Below are 14104 nucleotides of genomic sequence, written 5' to 3' on the forward strand. Positions count from 1 at the left end.
GGCGTAGTACACGCCGAGCGAGCCGCCCGAGGTGCCGCCGTCGTTTCCGTTGATCGAGGAACCGACGAGAGCCGGGGCCGCACCCGAGGTGTTGAGGGCCAGCGTGCTGCTGTAGGCGGTCGTGCCAGTCGCGCTGCCGGTGCCGTTGTAGTTGCCGGTCGTCCAGGAGAACACGCCGTCGAAGAAGGTACGGACAACGCCGTACTCGGTCGCGGTGCGCGTGTCGATGTTGAGATCTTCACGAGCGCGCATGGTGTAGTAGTTCGTCAGACGGTTGCGGGAACCGTTATTGCCGGTGAACTGACCGCTGTAGTCCGAGTTGGTGTTCAGCGCGACTTCAGCGCGCAGATAACCACCCAGCTTGATGCAGGTGTCCGTGCCGGGGATGTAGTAGAAACCCGCACCGTACAGGGAGCAGATCTTCACGTATTCGACCGCTTTGGCCTTCACGGGGAGATCGGCTGCCTGCGCTCCGCCGACAGCGATCAGACCCGCTGCGGAACCGAGCAAAAGGCTCTTAACCAACTTCATGTTAAACCTCCAAGTTTGCCATAGGGAAGGTTCCGGATCCGCTGGGTGAAGACACCCTAAGGTTGGTTCCCTTGTCCCTTAAATTCACCGCTTAGTCGCTTCGCGCCTTCGGACACACCCGCTGAACGCGAGGGACTTAAGCGAACCACCTAAGACGGGACGACCTCGGGATGCCCCCCTCCGTCGCTCAGTCACAATTACCGAACGCCCTTGCACACACAACAACAGAACGCTTCAGAACCGGCCGATGGAGCGTGTTTTCCGATGGGTGTTGCACAAATAACACGCAGATGTGATCAGAACGACTTTGTAACACTTTGAATCTGCTGTGTTTTTTCAACAGGTTTCATTGCCGTCAAAAGTTCCGGCAAGGGCCAGCCACATCCGCGGAGACGCTCTGCTGTGGGTCTGAGCCGGTCGAATCGTGGAATCAACCTAAGGACTCGGCGCGGGCCACCCTTTCGCGAACTGGCTGGCCTGACCATTAAGCGGCTGCGATCGTCATCCTCATCCGCGCGCTGGAACTTCGATATGATCCGGCGCCAAGCCGTCCTGATGTCGTTGATACATAGCCTCGAAAGCTGTCTCCAGCCGCTTGGCGTAGAGCGCGGCATCAAACAGTGATGCGGTCAGGTGGCTCCCTTGCAGCCTTCGGCGAATATCCGCCAGCTTCTGTTTATCAAGCGCCAGCTCGATCGCGAGTGCTTCATAATCCGCACGCGTTCGCCTGATCAGCTCAGGCAGGCCGACAGCGCTCAGCAAGCTCGCCGCCACGCGACCGGCGAAACTATTCCCGATATGGGTCACCACCGGCAGACCAGCCCACAACGCATCGCTGGCCGTCGTATGTGCGTTGTAGGGCAGCGTATCCAGGAAGAGGTCGGCGAGGCGATGGCGCGCCAGATGTTCGGATGAAGACGCAACGCGCCTAGCAAACACCAGGCGATCCGGATCGACGCCCCGGCCCTTGGCTTCCTTCCGCAGATTCGATTTTGCGATCTCGCCCACGTCGGACAGCCACAAGACCGACTGGTCCACGCTCTTCAAGATATTCATCCAGGAGCCAAAGACAGCCGGATTGATCTTGTAGGCATTGTTGAAGCAGCAAAACACAGTCCATTCCTGCCGCAAATCGTGATCGGCCCGATCGGGCGCAGCATCCTCGATTGTCCCGACGTGATTATCACGCGGCATAAAGCTGCCGGGCAAACGAACGACCTTCTCGTCGAAGAACTGGCTGTTTTGATCTGGCAGCACGATTGGATCGGCAATGATGTAATGGAAGAGCTCCCTGCCCCCAACGTTCCCGCGAACCCGAGATAGTTGACGACGATCGGAGCCGGACTGGAGGCAAACAACGACAGCCTGGCATTGTGCGTATGGCCTGCAAGATCGACAAGGATATCGATCTGCGCATCCTCGATCGCTTTCAGGACTTCACCGTCGAGCTTGTGCTCGCAATCGACAAAGCGATGAAACGACTTTTCGAGCCGCCTGCGCAGATCGCTGTTGTCGTCAGGACCGATCGAAAACGCATACGTCTCAAAGCGGTCGGGATCGTGACTCTCGAAGATCTCGGCAGTGAGATACCCGACCGGATGCTTGCGAAAATCGGGTGAAACATATCCGACCCGGATCTTGTCGTGACGACGGACTTCACCCTCCGACCTCGTTCTGGAGACATGCGGGAGCTTTGCGCTGACCCAGGTTCTGGCGCAGCTGAGCTGATCATCGGGAGAATCCGTCAGGGACAGCAAAGCAAAAGGAGAGCTATTGGCCTTCCCGAGCCGTATTGCTGCCGTCAACTGGCCGATCTCTTCGTCCAGATTGTCCCAATTGCAAAGGTTCATCTTCGCAAGAAGACGCAAACCCTCGATACCCTCGAGGTCAGGCCTGATCGACACCGCCTTGTCGAAGGCGATGAAGGCTTCGTCATAGCGCCCGAGCTCGGTAAAGACATTGCCACGGCCAATCCAGGCCCCCTCGATGTCAGCCTTGATCGCGAGCGCCTTGTCATACGCGGCAAGAGCCTCCTCGTAGCGCTTCAGCCCCCACCCCACGTTGCCGCGACCAAGCCACGCCTCGGCGAGATCAGGCTTGATCGACAGCGCCCGGTCGTACGCAGCGAGTGCATCGTCACGGCGCTTGAGCTCGGTGAGAACATTGCCGCGGCCAAGCCAGGCTTCCGCCAGATCAGGGCGGATCGACAACGCCCTGTCATAGGCAGCCAACGCCTCGTCAAGGCGCTTGAGATCGAAGGACACGTTGCCCCGACCAAGCCACGCGTTCTCCAGGTCGGACTTGATCGAGAGCGCCCTGTCATAGGCTGCCGAGGCTTCGTCGTAGCGCTTCAGGCTCCAGAAAACATGCCCCCGGGCAACCCACGCGCTCTCGAGATCGGGCTTGATCAAGATCGCCTTGTCGTACGCGGCCAGCGCCTCGTCGTGGCGCTTGAGATCGGTGAGAACTTCACCTCGGCCAACCCATGCACTCGGGCCATCCGGCCCGGCCGACAGCGCCTGGTCGTACGTGGCAAATGCGTCGTCGTACCGCCTGAGATTCCGGAGTGCATTGCCTCGACCAAGCCATGCAGTCTCCAGGTCAGGCCTGATCGACAACGCCTTGTCGTAGGCGATGAGGGCATCCTCGAAACGTCTGAGCTTTTCAAGGCAGCCGCCCTTGCTTGCGTAGGCATCGGCAAAGTTCGGGTTGTAGAATGTCGCCTTGTCGAATTGCTCAATCGCTTCGCCATAGCTTCTCGCGAACTCGGCAAGGATCGTACCTCTGTTGTGATATGAAAGGGGACCGCCAATGCGCGCGTGAAATAGGCCAGGGCTTCCTGAGGTCGGTTCAGCGCTTTGAGCGCATATCCATAATTGCTGAGGGCCTCGTCGCTGCTTCCGTTCAGGGCCACGGCCGCCCTGAGATGCATCTCGGCGTCCGCAAATCGGCCTTGCACGAGCTTCACCACACCCAGGAGATGTTCGACTTCGAAGATGTTCCTGGCGGATTTTGCGATCTGCTGCAGTATTCTTTCCGCTTTGACCAAATCATGGGCGTGAAAGGCTTCGACAGCACGTCGAAATTTGGTCTGCAGTTCACCCGCCAAGTCCATTCCTCCCTCGGGACGTCGGTCAATCATACCATCGGTCCCGACATTGCAAGATGAGACCGTAGCGGCATGAGAACGTAGCGGCGTAGCCCGGCAGCCCTTCCCCGCTTTGGTCTCGAGGGCGCGGTTCCAACCGAAAGAGCAATCGCGCCAGGACAGGCTCTCCTAGATTGCGGCGACCTCCGGCGCGACGGGGTAGCTCCTCAGCCGGCGAGCGAGTTACCCCGACTAATAGTAAGAGCGCCCTTCCCGCAGCCTGACACGGGACCCCGTCGGCCGATCTGAGGGCAATCACCGCTCCATAGCTTGTGGCGAATGGCGGAGAGAGACAATGAAATCAATCACTTGCAAATGAATCACTTGATGGAGGCGGTCGGCGACGAAGGCAATCGTCCCACGCGCGGGCCATCCGATCCAATTTGAAAGCAAAATCAATCGTTTATGTGGATGAAGGGAGCCTTTGTCCGCGCCAGAACCGCTCTAAATACGGGCGCCAGAACCTCCAGCTTTGTGTCCGTTATCGCGGCGTTGCGTTCTCGCGCGGAGAGCAAACCGCTTGGTTTCGGAATTCGCTGGGAATATTCGAGCAAAAACACACGCTTCCAAATTGACCAGCCCAAGTAATTAGATGCATAAGGCTCGCACCGGAGAGGTGGCCGAGTGGCTGAAGGCAACGCTTTGCTAAAGCGTCATACGGTCTCAAGCTGTATCGAGGGTTCGAATCCCTCCCTCTCCGCCACCCCGCGGCGGAATCCGAGATCTGTGCGTTCCCTCACCTGACACGCGACGGTGCCCTCGTGCCGCTCCGAATCCGGTTGGCGGACCACGAGGGAACCTGATTGAGCACAAATCAGCTTCACCTGTGAAACCAAGACGAGATTCTCCGCTCAGTGGGCGGAGACCCACGCCCTCGCCTCGCGCTGCGCGGCCGAGATGTCCGCGTCCGACATCTGCCCGGCGACTTCCTGGCGCAGCGTCACGGCGTCCTTGCGGCCCTTGAGCGCGGCGAGGTTGAACCATTTGTGCGCGGCGACGAGATCGACGAGACCGGAGCGTCCGCTCGCCCAATACAGGCCGCGCTCGAACAGCACGTCCGACAGCGCGCCTGCGTCGATCGGCGTCGCGGTCTCCAGATCGAAAGTACCCTGAAACATAACGCATCCCCTTTTTTCTTATGCCGCCTCGTCCCCCGAGCGCGGCTCCCGTCCGATCAACTGTTCAACTCATCCCCGAGGCTTGTTGCCCGTGCCGTTTGCCGGCTTGTTGAGGTAATGATGGCGGGCAAATTTGAATGGCAGTTTAAGTATCGCGATGAAGCAGACGTAAACGCGCCCGCCCCAGGCGCGCACGACAAATGCAAGAAGCCCCTGTTTTGCAGGCACTTCTGCAATTCGTCAGATTCGGTTTACCTTGGGATTTTGGGAGAACGATAACCATCGCGCACGGTGACGGGCGTGCAGTGGTGTCCCCTCCGCTCTCGTCACCGGTATTCCAGAGACAGCAATGGTCCCACGAGAAGCTGCGGCGTACTGGATCCCGGTCGGAGCCGGGCGATGACACCGCGAATGAGAAGCGGCGCGCGAACAGCGTGCAATTGCGCCGCAGCCTCCCTGTTCAAGCAGGGCGCGCCTATGAAGAAACATGTAGCTGGAAGCTCGACTGCGGCCATCCTTCGAGACGCCCGCCTGCGGCGGGCCCTCAGGATGAGGTACGAGTATGCGGCAACATCATTGCAGATGGATGCAGCTGAGCCTCATCCTGAGGAGGCCGCGAAGCCGTCGTCTCGAAGGACGAGGCGCTCGTTCAGGCACCGCTGAGACGGCATATGCAACAGCCCTGCCTGCTCAAGGGCAGCACAGCCACGTCGCGATCAGATCAACAATGTGGGGATATGGGAATGCCGGCAATACCCCGGCCTCATGAGAACGAGGGCGTCGGCGAACACGTCAGGACCAGCTTCCACGTTGGCCCGAAGGCCACTTGTGAAATTGCGGAGCCCCTTACGGAGAACCGCACGAACGAAGAAAACTTGTTTCTTCTGCCGGACCGGCCTTTGGCGAGCGAACCCGCGAAAGAGAACGATCCGACCGTTGACCTGATGTCTCGCCGACACCCTCTATCGTCGACCAGAACCTTCGAGAAGGCGCTGATGACGTGCCGGCTCTCTAGGAGCCGGCAACTTCAAAAAGCGAAGTTACTTCTTCTTGGCGACCTTGCGGGTCTTCTTCGCAGTCTTCTTCACTGCGCTCTTCGCCTTCTTCGCCTTCTTTGCCTTCTTAGCTTTCTTGGCCATGTTGCCCTCCGATGTGTGAGATGGCTTAATCGCTGCATGCAGTCGGGGATCGAGTGCACACTCATCCCGAATACACCAACACAACGAAAAAAACAGCGTCTCGCTTAAAGAAGTGTTGACGGCGAAACGCGCCTGCGCTGGCGAACACGATGCAAACGGACTGCACGACGTGTGCATGCGAGCGCAGAGAGTCCCCGCGGCATCGACGTTCGCAAAAGATGCGACTGCAGAAAAACACTATGCAGCAAGTATTTTTCTGCACGCGCGCATCGCGCACGATCGCGGTAGTGACCTATCGCGCCAATCGCGCAAGCGCCTCGCGAGGGCGCTTCGCGGACTCTGAGTCGCGACTTTTGGCAACGAAAATATTTTCATGATTAACGGCGCGAGCGCTCGTCGCAGCGTGTGCAAGTCGCCGTTTTGCGCGAATCGCGTGACGGCGATTCGGTCGGCGTATCGCGTTCGATCGGGATGAAGTTCGTCGCCGAGGATGCGCGCGAGCGTCGCATCGCGAACCGAAAGCGAGGTGACGACGCCTGTCCGTCACCTCGGTTCGAACGTGCGAGGTCAGATGCCGAGCTTGGATTTGAGCAGCTCGTTGACGCTCTGCGGGTTGGCCTTGCCGCCGGATGCCTTCATCACCTGGCCGACGAACCAGCCGAGCGACTGCGGCTTGTCCTTGACCTGCGCCGCCTTGTCGGGATTGGCCGCGATGATGTCGTCGACAACCTTTTCGATCGCCGAAAGATCCGTGACCTGCTTCATGCCGCGGCTTTCGACCAGCGCGCGGGGATCGCCGCCCTCCTGCCAGACGATCTCGAACAGATCCTTGGCGATCTTGCCGGAGATCGTACCCTCGCCGATCAGGTCGATGATCCCTGAGAGCTGTGCGGCATCGACCGGAGAGTCCGTAATATCCCGGCCTTCCTTGTTGAGACGACCGAACAGCTCGTTGATCACCCAGTTGGCGGCGACCTTGCCGTCGCGCGCGCGGTTGGCGAGCTTTTCCAGCACGGTCTCGTAGAACACCGCGCTCTCGCGCTCGGCGACCAGCACGCTGGCGTCGTAGGACGACAGGCCGAGATCCGCGACGAAGCGCGTCTTCTTCTGGTCCGGCAACTCGGGCAGCTCAGCCTTCAGCTCGTCGACGAAGCTTTGCGAGAACTCCAGCGGCAGCAGGTCGGGATCGGGGAAGTAGCGATAGTCGTGCGCCTCCTCCTTGGACCGCATCGACCGCGTCTCGCCCTTGTTGGGGTCATAGAGCCGGGTCTCCTGGTCGATCGCGCCGCCGTCCTCGAGGATTTCGATCTGGCGCCTGGCCTCGTACTCGATCGCCTGGCCGATGAAATTGATCGAGTTCATGTTCTTGATCTCGCAGCGGGTGCCGAGCGGCGCGCCCGGCTTGCGCACGGAGACGTTGACGTCGGCGCGCAGGGATCCCTTCTCCATGTCGCCGTCGCAGGTGCCGAGATAGCGCAGGATCGAGCGCAGCTTGGTCACATAGGCCTTGGCCTGCTCGGCATCGCGGATGTCGGGTTTGGAGACGATCTCCATCAGCGCCACGCCACAGCGGTTGAGGTCGACATAGGACATGGTCGGGGACTGATCGTGCAGCAATTTGCCGGCATCCTGTTCCAGATGCAGCCGCTCGATGCCGATCGTGGCGGTCTTGCCGCCATCGAGTTCGACCACGACCTCGCCTTCGCCGACGATCGGCGACTTGTACTGGCTGATCTGGTAGCCCTGCGGCGAGTCCGGATAGAAATAGTTCTTGCGGTCGAACACCGAGCGCAGATTGATCTGCGCGTTCAGCCCGAGCCCGGTCCGGACAGCCTGTCTGACGCATTCCTCGTTGATGACCGGCAGCATGCCCGGCATCGCCGCGTCGACCAGCGACACATGCGAATTCGGTTCGCCGCCGAACGCGGTGGAGGCGCCGGAGAACAGCTTCGCGTTCGACGTCACCTGAGCATGGACCTCCAGGCCGATGACCATCTCCCAGTCACCGGTTGAGCCCTTGAGAAGCTTGTGGGGTGCGGCAGGTGCGTTCATGGCTTCACTGGTTCCTTCATTGGTCCCTTGGCCGCTCGCGCTTCACCGGCTTCGAGAAGTCCGTTGAGCGACCGAAGCACCTCGGCCGGCTGGCGCAGCGCGATCTCGCGGCGGCCCATCACCTCGATCGCTCCGAACAGCGCGTCGACTTCCGGCGAGGAGGCGAACACGAAGCCGTCGAACGACGTGCTCTGCTCCTCGAAATCGCTGGAGATCTCGACGCGGTAGCCGTGCGCCTTGAGACGATCGACGACTTCGTAATGGAGGGCCTGCGAATGGGTTGCGATGAAGAGATAATCGACGCGGCGCTTGGCAAGCACGCTCTCCGCGCCCTGCAGCATCTCGACCTCGAAGGCCTGGATATCGGCATGCAATATGTCGAGATGCTTGATCTTCCTGTCCCTGAAGAAGGCGTCGACCTCGAATTTGCCCTTGCCGACGAAGGCCTTGACGAACTCGGCTCGCAAACCATTGCGCGCGAAATTATCCTGACCGGTCTTGAGACATGCGGGATCCGGCTCGACCAGAATGACCTCCGCCTTGGGCCGCGCCTTCTTGAGCCACATCGAATAGTGGCCCCAATAGGCGCCGAGCTCGATCATGGACGGCACCTCGCCGAGCCGCTTCAGCAATTCCTGGAAGACATATTCTTCCAGCGGCTCGTGGACGCCGCGATTGATGATGAGCACACTGCTGAAAGGGCCGTAATAGGCTCCGGGCCCGATGCCCGGAACCTTCAGGCCGTTATGCAGATAGACTTGGTCGCCTTCGACGAGGCCTGCCATCGGGACGCGTTCGATCAGGAGGTTGAGCGGATCGGAAACGATCTCGCGAAAGCGGCCGAATAAATCCTCCGGCTTCGCTTTCGGACTCGTGAAACCAGGCTCGCTCATGTGGATGCACTCCCACCCAGCGCATCGACGATGCGCTGCCATTCTGCTTCAAGCGAATCCGTGGCCACGGGCTGGCCGGCCTGGCGGTACCAATAGCCGGCATTGCCGAGGTCGCCCTCGACCCGGTGCAGATAGGCGTGCACCCAGGCGGCCTCGCGGCTGCTCTCGTCCTGGACGATTCTGTGCGCCTGGTCCCAGTCGCCCTTGGCGGCCCACCACAAGCCGGCGAGCGGCGCGCTGAGATCCGGGAGCGGCGCGGCGCCGTCGAGGCTGCCGATATACGCCGCCATGTTCACCACCATTTCGCCGGCGTGAAACGGCCGGCGGCCTGCTCGATCACCTCGCCGAGCGAGAACAGCGTCTCCTCGTCGAAAGGTCGGCCGATCAACTGCAAGCCGAGCGGCAGGCCCTGCGCGTCCTTGCCGGCCGGCACGGCGATGCCCGGCAGGCCCGCCATGTTCACGGTCACCGTGAAGATGTCGTTGAGGTACATCTCGACGGGGTCCGCCCCACCCTTTTCGCCGATGCCGAAGGCCGCCGACGGCGTCGCCGGCGTCAGGATCGCGTCGACGCCCTTGGCGAAGCAGTCCTCAAAGTCCTTCTTGATCAGCGTACGCACCTTCTGGGCGCGCAAATAATAGGCGTCGTAATAGCCGGCCGAGAGCACGTAGGTGCCGATCATGACGCGGCGCTTCACCTCCGCGCCAAACCCTTCGGCGCGGGTGTTCTCGTAGAGTTCGTTGATGTTCCGGCCCTGCTCGCGCAGGCCGTAGCGCACGCCGTCGTAGCGCGCGAGGTTGGAGGACGCCTCCGCCGGCGCAACGATGTAATAGGCCGGCAAGGCGTATTTGGTGTGCGGCAGTGACACTTCAACGAGTTCGGCGCCGGCCGCTTTCAGCCAGGCCGCACCCGCTTCCCAAAGCTTTTCGATCTCGGCCGGCATGCCGTCGAGACGGTATTCCCTGGGAATGCCGATCTTCATGCCCTTCACGGACTTGCCGATCGCAGCCTCGTAGTCCGGCACGGCCATGTCGACCGAGGTCGTGTCCTTCGGATCGTGGCCGGCCATCGAGCGCAGCAGCATCGCGGCATCGCGCGTGCTGCGCGCGATCGGACCGGCCTGGTCGAGCGAGGACGCAAAGGCGACGATGCCCCAACGCGAGCAGCGGCCATAGGTCGGCTTGATGCCGACGGTTGCGGTGAACGCCGCCGGCTGGCGGATCGAGCCGCCGGTGTCGGTCGCGGTTGCGCCCATGCACAGCAGCGCCGCCACGGCGGAGGCCGAGCCGCCGGACGAGCCGCCCGGCACCAGCGTCGTGTTGCTCCCGTCGCGCCGCCAGGGATTGCCGACCGGGCCGAAGCACGAGGTCTCGTTCGACGAGCCCATCGCGAACTCGTCATTGTTGAGCTTGCCCAGCATCACCGCGCCGTCGCGCCAGAGCTGCGAGGTGATGGTGGACTCGTAAGTCGGCACGAAATTCCCGAGGATTTTCGAGCACGCCGTGGTGCGCACGCCCTTGGTCGCGAACAGGTCCTTGATGCCGAGCGGAATGCCGGCGAGCGGCCCCGCATCGCCCTTCCCGATCCTGGCGTCCGCTTCGCGCGCCATGGACCGCGCCTGGTCCGGGGTCTCCATGACGAAAGCATTGAGCACGCGCGCGGCTTCGATCGCGTTCAGATGCGCGTCGGTCAGCTCGAGGGACGTGAAAGTCTTGGCCGCGAGGCCCTTGCGGGCCTCGGCGAGCGTCAGCGATGTCAAATCGGTCATTTATTGATCGGGCTGCAGAAGAACGGAGACAGGGACTTGTCGTTGGCCGGGTCGTCTTTTTTGGCGGCCGCTTTCGCAGCCGCTTCGATCTCGTCGAGCACGGCATTCACCGCGACGTTGGGGTCGGCAGCCTTGCCCTGCCGCTCCATCTTGTCGAGATAGTTCATGTAGGCCTGATAGGCCTTCTCGTCGTCGCAAAGCATGCACATCGGACTTCGTCCTGAGACTCTTTTGACGCGTTTTCTTTACGCGAACCGGCTTCCACTTCGCTCGAAAACGCTACGTAAATTACTCAACAACCTTCGGCACCAGGAAGAAGTGACCTTCGGTCGCGGGCGCGTTGGCAACGATATCGTCGGCGATCTCGCCGTCATTGACCAAATCCTGCCGCTTCTTCATCTGCATCGGGGTGACCGAGGTCATGGGCTCCACACCCTCGACATTGACCTCCGAGAGCTGCTCGACAAAGGCGAGCATGGCGTTGAGCTCGCCCTGCAGATGCGGAACCTCGCCCTCGGAAACCGCAATGCGCGCCAGATGCGCGATGCGGCGGACGGTAGCGGCGTCGACGGACATTATATAAGGCCTCTCACGGCAAAACCTATGTGCCGTATAGCAGAGGCCGCTTTTGCGCCGCAACCGGCGGCGGGATCTATCCGGCGAGAGCTTTCAGGCGGGCCAGGGCCGATTTGGCGAGATCGCGGGTCAGTTCAGCCGCCGGGACCTCGCGGCCCAGGGCGATGGCCTGCCCGGCCCAGAGGTTGGTGAAATCCACCGTGCCCTGCTTTTCGGCAGCCGCCTTCAGCGGTCCCAGCGCCGTTGCGGCATGAGGAAATGGCGGTGCGTCCGGCGAAATCGGGCCGGCCTCGCGCATCAGGCGGTTCTGGACGCCGCGCGCCGGGCGCCCCGTCATGACATTGGTGATGACGGTGGAATCATCCCGCCCTTCGGCGAGCGCCGCGCGGGCCGCCGCACTGACCTTGGATTCCGGACAGCGCAGATAGGCACTTCCGATCTGCACGCCTGCCGCGCCGAGCGCGAACGCCGCCGCGATGCCGCGGCCATCCGCAACGCCGCCAGCCGCAATCACCGGGACCTTCACCGCATCGACCACCTGCGGCACCAGCGCAAAGGTGCCGGGCTGTTCCGAGATCTTGTCGGTCAGGAACATGCCGCGATGGCCGCCGGCCTCCGCACCTTGTGCGATCACCGCGTCAGCGCCGTGCTGCTCGAGCCAGATCGCTTCCCTCACCGTGGTCGCCGAGGAGATGACGAGACATCCTGCCGCTTTGACCCGCTTGAGCAGCGCGGCCTCCGGCAGGCCGAAATGGAAGCTGACGATCTCCGGCTTCAGCTCCTCCACCACCGCGCAGAAGCCGGCGTCGAACGGCGCGCGGTTCGCGGCATTGATGGGTCCGGCGGGATCGAGGCCATGCTCACGGTAGTAGCCCGCGAGGCGCTGCTTCCAGCGCGCCTCCGCCTCGGCCGCGAGCTCGACCGGTGTGTGGCAGAAGAAATTCATGTTCACCGGCGCGGAGACCCGCTGCCGGATGATGTTGACCTGCTCGCGCGCCTTGTCCGGCGACAGCATCGCGCTCGGCAGCGAGCCGAGCCCCCCGCCTTGCGCAACGGCGATCACCAGCTCCGCGTCCATCACGCCAGCCATCGGCGCCAGCACGATCGGGAATTCGGTCTTGAAGAGGTCAATCAGTCGACGGTTCGGCCACATGGTTGTTCTCTCGCAGTTTAGGCGGACACGCTGGAATTACGCCGACCGGCTAGCAATTGCTCGGCCTCGGTCGCGATCCGTTCGACGATTTCGGCGGCGGACGGAATATCATGGATCAGGCCGACAGCCTCACCGGCAAAGACCGCGGCGACCTCAAAATTGCCCGCTGCCCTTGCCGCGGCATAGTCGACGGTCACCTCGGCGGCGCGCTGCAGCAGCTCGACCTCGCGGCCGGTCCAGCGCCTGATATGATCGTTGACCAGCGTTCGCGCGGTGAACGGCGCCGGCCAGAACAGGCTGCGCGACCAGTCGACGATGACGCCGCGCGCCGTGTCATTGGGATCAGCGTCGCGAATGCGCTGCTTGGCTTCCTCCGCACCATTGGCCTCCACGCTCGCATAGAAGCGCGTGCCGATCAGCACCCCGGAGGCGCCCAGCATCATCATCGCCGCGAGCCCGCGACCATCGGCAATTCCGCCGGCGGCAACCACCGGCACGCGGCCGGCCGCGAAATCGACGATCGCAGGCACGATGTCGACGGTGGTGCGCGATGCGCCATGGCCCCCGGCTTCGGTCCCCTGCGCGATCAGGATGTCCGCACCGGCGTCGAGCGCCTGCTTCGCCATGTCCTCGCTCTGCACCTGGCAGATCAAGCGCGCCCCGCACGCCTTGATGCGCGCTGCAAATGGTGCGGGATCGCCGAATGACAGCATGATCGCTTGCGGATTGGCAGCGAGCGCGATGTCGAGAAGTTTTGGTTGTTTTGCCAGGCTCCAGGTGATGAAGCCGATACCGAACGACGCAAAGCCGATCAGCTGCCTGGTCTCGGCCTCGAGCCGCTCCTGATCGCCGTAGCCACCACCCAGGATCCCGAAGCCGCCGGCCTCGCTGACAGCCCGCGTCAGCCGGCTGCCGGCGATCGTGTCCATGGGAGCCAGCAGGATCGGATGCTTGATCCCCAGGAGCTGGGTCAGCGGCGTGGTGATCGGCATGGCTCCTCCGCTCTCGACACGAACATTAGTCCAGAATACCATTCTCTAAAATTGAATTCTAACGAACGCTACCATCACAAAAGCGAAACGACGCCATGGAACTCAGCGACATCCAGACCTTCGCCGCCGTCGCCCGCACCGGGGGCATCACCCGCGCGGCCGAAGAGCTCAACACGGTGCAGTCGAACGTCACCCAGCGCGTGAAGGCGCTGGAGGCGGAGATCGGTACGCCGCTGTTCGAACGACATAGCCGCGGCATGACCCTGACCGGCGCGGGCAAGCGCCTTTTGCCCTACGCGCAACGGATGTCCGCATTAGCGCGCGAGGCCGTGCTCGCTGCCTGCGACGACGGCGAGCCCAAGGGACCGCTCGCGATCGGCTCGATGGAAACGACCGCGGCCGTGCGGCTGCCGCCGCTGCTGGCTGATTTTCATCGCCGCTTTCCCGCCGTGCGGCTGAGCCTGCGCACCGCGCCCACAGCCGACCTCGTCGCTTGCGTGCTCGAAGGCACGCTCGACGGCGCCTTCGTCGCAGGTCCGATCGCGCATGCAGATCTCACCACGACAAGCGCGTTCCGCGAAGAGCTGGTGCTGGTGAGCGCGCGGCGCTGGGCCACGCTCGCCGAGCTGCGCGCCGGGACGCCGGAATCCGGCCCGACCGCGCTGACGTTCCGCACCGGCTGCACCTACCGGCAGCGGCTGGAACAGATCTTTGTCGAGTTCGGCTGGCCGTCG

General features: G+C 62.3%; 14 protein-coding genes and 1 tRNA gene. 3 read left to right on the forward strand and 12 right to left on the reverse strand.

The window, feature by feature from the left end; translation table 11 throughout:
* The 3 genes from IVB47_RS16310 to IVB47_RS35540 form a co-directional block, all read right to left on the reverse strand.
* The coding region (locus IVB47_RS16310) for a porin (protein ID WP_247462608.1) at positions 1–531 on the reverse strand (531 nt) is incomplete at its 3' end.
* Between the two features lie 507 nt (positions 532–1038).
* On the reverse strand, positions 1039–1644 hold the full coding sequence (locus IVB47_RS16315) for a hypothetical protein (RefSeq protein ID WP_247462610.1): 606 nt from the start codon (positions 1642–1644) through the stop codon (positions 1039–1041).
* Positions 1584–3401, reverse strand: coding sequence for a tetratricopeptide repeat protein (locus IVB47_RS35540; protein WP_346730799.1), 1818 nt, complete (start codon positions 3399–3401; stop codon positions 1584–1586). Before IVB47_RS35540 ends, IVB47_RS16315 begins: the two co-directional genes overlap by 61 nt.
* Between IVB47_RS35540 and IVB47_RS16325 the strand changes: the two genes are divergently transcribed.
* A complete protein-coding gene (locus IVB47_RS16325) occupies positions 3326–3700 on the forward strand; it encodes a hypothetical protein (protein WP_247462614.1) in 375 nt (124 codons plus the stop codon). The genes IVB47_RS35540 and IVB47_RS16325 overlap by 76 nt on opposite strands.
* Positions 3701–4289: 589 nt before the next feature.
* A tRNA-Ser gene (locus tag IVB47_RS16330) sits at positions 4290–4382 on the forward strand.
* 148 nt (positions 4383–4530) lie between these two features.
* On the opposite strand, the gene IVB47_RS16335 is transcribed toward IVB47_RS16330, so the two are convergent.
* From IVB47_RS16335 to IVB47_RS16375, 9 genes are all read right to left on the reverse strand, one after another.
* Positions 4531–4797, reverse strand: coding sequence for a hypothetical protein (locus tag IVB47_RS16335; RefSeq protein ID WP_007611206.1), 267 nt, complete (start codon positions 4795–4797; stop codon positions 4531–4533).
* 1706 nt (positions 4798–6503) lie between these two features.
* Complete coding sequence (gene gatB, locus IVB47_RS16340; protein ID WP_247397160.1) at positions 6504–7988, reverse strand: Asp-tRNA(Asn)/Glu-tRNA(Gln) amidotransferase subunit GatB; 1485 nt, start codon at positions 7986–7988, stop codon at positions 6504–6506.
* A complete protein-coding gene (locus IVB47_RS16345; RefSeq protein WP_247462616.1) occupies positions 7985–8881 on the reverse strand; it encodes an FkbM family methyltransferase in 897 nt (298 codons plus the stop codon). Before IVB47_RS16345 ends, gatB begins: the two co-directional genes overlap by 4 nt.
* On the reverse strand, positions 8878–9183 hold the full coding sequence (locus IVB47_RS16350; RefSeq protein WP_247462618.1) for a hypothetical protein: 306 nt from the start codon (positions 9181–9183) through the stop codon (positions 8878–8880). Before IVB47_RS16350 ends, IVB47_RS16345 begins: the two co-directional genes overlap by 4 nt.
* Entirely contained in the window at positions 9174–10649 is a 1476-nt protein-coding gene (gene gatA, locus IVB47_RS16355) for an Asp-tRNA(Asn)/Glu-tRNA(Gln) amidotransferase subunit GatA (RefSeq protein WP_247286790.1), read from the reverse strand. Before gatA ends, IVB47_RS16350 begins: the two co-directional genes overlap by 10 nt.
* Entirely contained in the window at positions 10646–10858 is a 213-nt protein-coding gene (locus IVB47_RS16360; RefSeq protein ID WP_007611210.1) for a hypothetical protein, read from the reverse strand. Before IVB47_RS16360 ends, gatA begins: the two co-directional genes overlap by 4 nt.
* A 79-nt stretch (positions 10859–10937) precedes the next feature.
* Entirely contained in the window at positions 10938–11225 is a 288-nt protein-coding gene (gene gatC, locus IVB47_RS16365) for an Asp-tRNA(Asn)/Glu-tRNA(Gln) amidotransferase subunit GatC (protein WP_007603335.1), read from the reverse strand.
* A 76-nt stretch (positions 11226–11301) separates the two neighbouring features.
* The gene (locus tag IVB47_RS16370) at positions 11302–12378 is read right to left on the reverse strand and encodes a nitronate monooxygenase family protein (RefSeq protein ID WP_247462620.1); all 1077 of its coding nucleotides are present in this window, start codon (positions 12376–12378) and stop codon (positions 11302–11304) included.
* 17 nt (positions 12379–12395) lie between these two features.
* Positions 12396–13370 (reverse strand): nitronate monooxygenase, encoded by a 975-nt coding sequence (locus IVB47_RS16375; RefSeq protein WP_247462621.1) that lies wholly within the window; start codon positions 13368–13370, stop codon positions 12396–12398.
* Positions 13371–13465: 95 nt separating this feature from the next.
* Here IVB47_RS16375 and IVB47_RS16380 point away from each other — a divergent pair.
* The coding region (locus IVB47_RS16380; RefSeq protein ID WP_247462623.1) for a LysR family transcriptional regulator at positions 13466–14104 on the forward strand (639 nt) is incomplete at its 3' end.

The sequence above is a fragment of the Bradyrhizobium sp. 62 genome (assembly GCF_023073035.1).
In the GTDB taxonomy this organism is placed as follows: domain Bacteria; phylum Pseudomonadota; class Alphaproteobacteria; order Rhizobiales; family Xanthobacteraceae; genus Bradyrhizobium.

What these genes read in the sequence shown, in the direction of transcription:
- IVB47_RS16325 (WP_247462614.1), top strand. Translation starts at nt 3,326, where the DNA reads ATGAAAGGGGACCGCCAATGCGCGCGTGAAATAGGCCAGGGCTTCCTG.
- IVB47_RS16335 (WP_007611206.1), bottom strand. Translation starts at nt 4,797, where the DNA reads ATGTTTCAGGGTACTTTCGATCTGGAGACCGCGACGCCGATCGACGCA.
- gatB (WP_247397160.1), bottom strand. Translation starts at nt 7,988, where the DNA reads ATGAACGCACCTGCCGCACCCCACAAGCTTCTCAAGGGCTCAACCGGT.
- IVB47_RS16345 (WP_247462616.1), bottom strand. Translation starts at nt 8,881, where the DNA reads ATGAGCGAGCCTGGTTTCACGAGTCCGAAAGCGAAGCCGGAGGATTTA.
- IVB47_RS16350 (WP_247462618.1), bottom strand. Translation starts at nt 9,183, where the DNA reads ATGGTGGTGAACATGGCGGCGTATATCGGCAGCCTCGACGGCGCCGCG.
- gatA (WP_247286790.1), bottom strand. Translation starts at nt 10,649, where the DNA reads ATGACCGATTTGACATCGCTGACGCTCGCCGAGGCCCGCAAGGGCCTC.
- IVB47_RS16360 (WP_007611210.1), bottom strand. Translation starts at nt 10,858, where the DNA reads ATGTGCATGCTTTGCGACGACGAGAAGGCCTATCAGGCCTACATGAAC.
- gatC (WP_007603335.1), bottom strand. Translation starts at nt 11,225, where the DNA reads ATGTCCGTCGACGCCGCTACCGTCCGCCGCATCGCGCATCTGGCGCGC.
- IVB47_RS16370 (WP_247462620.1), bottom strand. Translation starts at nt 12,378, where the DNA reads ATGTGGCCGAACCGTCGACTGATTGACCTCTTCAAGACCGAATTCCCG.
- IVB47_RS16375 (WP_247462621.1), bottom strand. Translation starts at nt 13,370, where the DNA reads ATGCCGATCACCACGCCGCTGACCCAGCTCCTGGGGATCAAGCATCCG.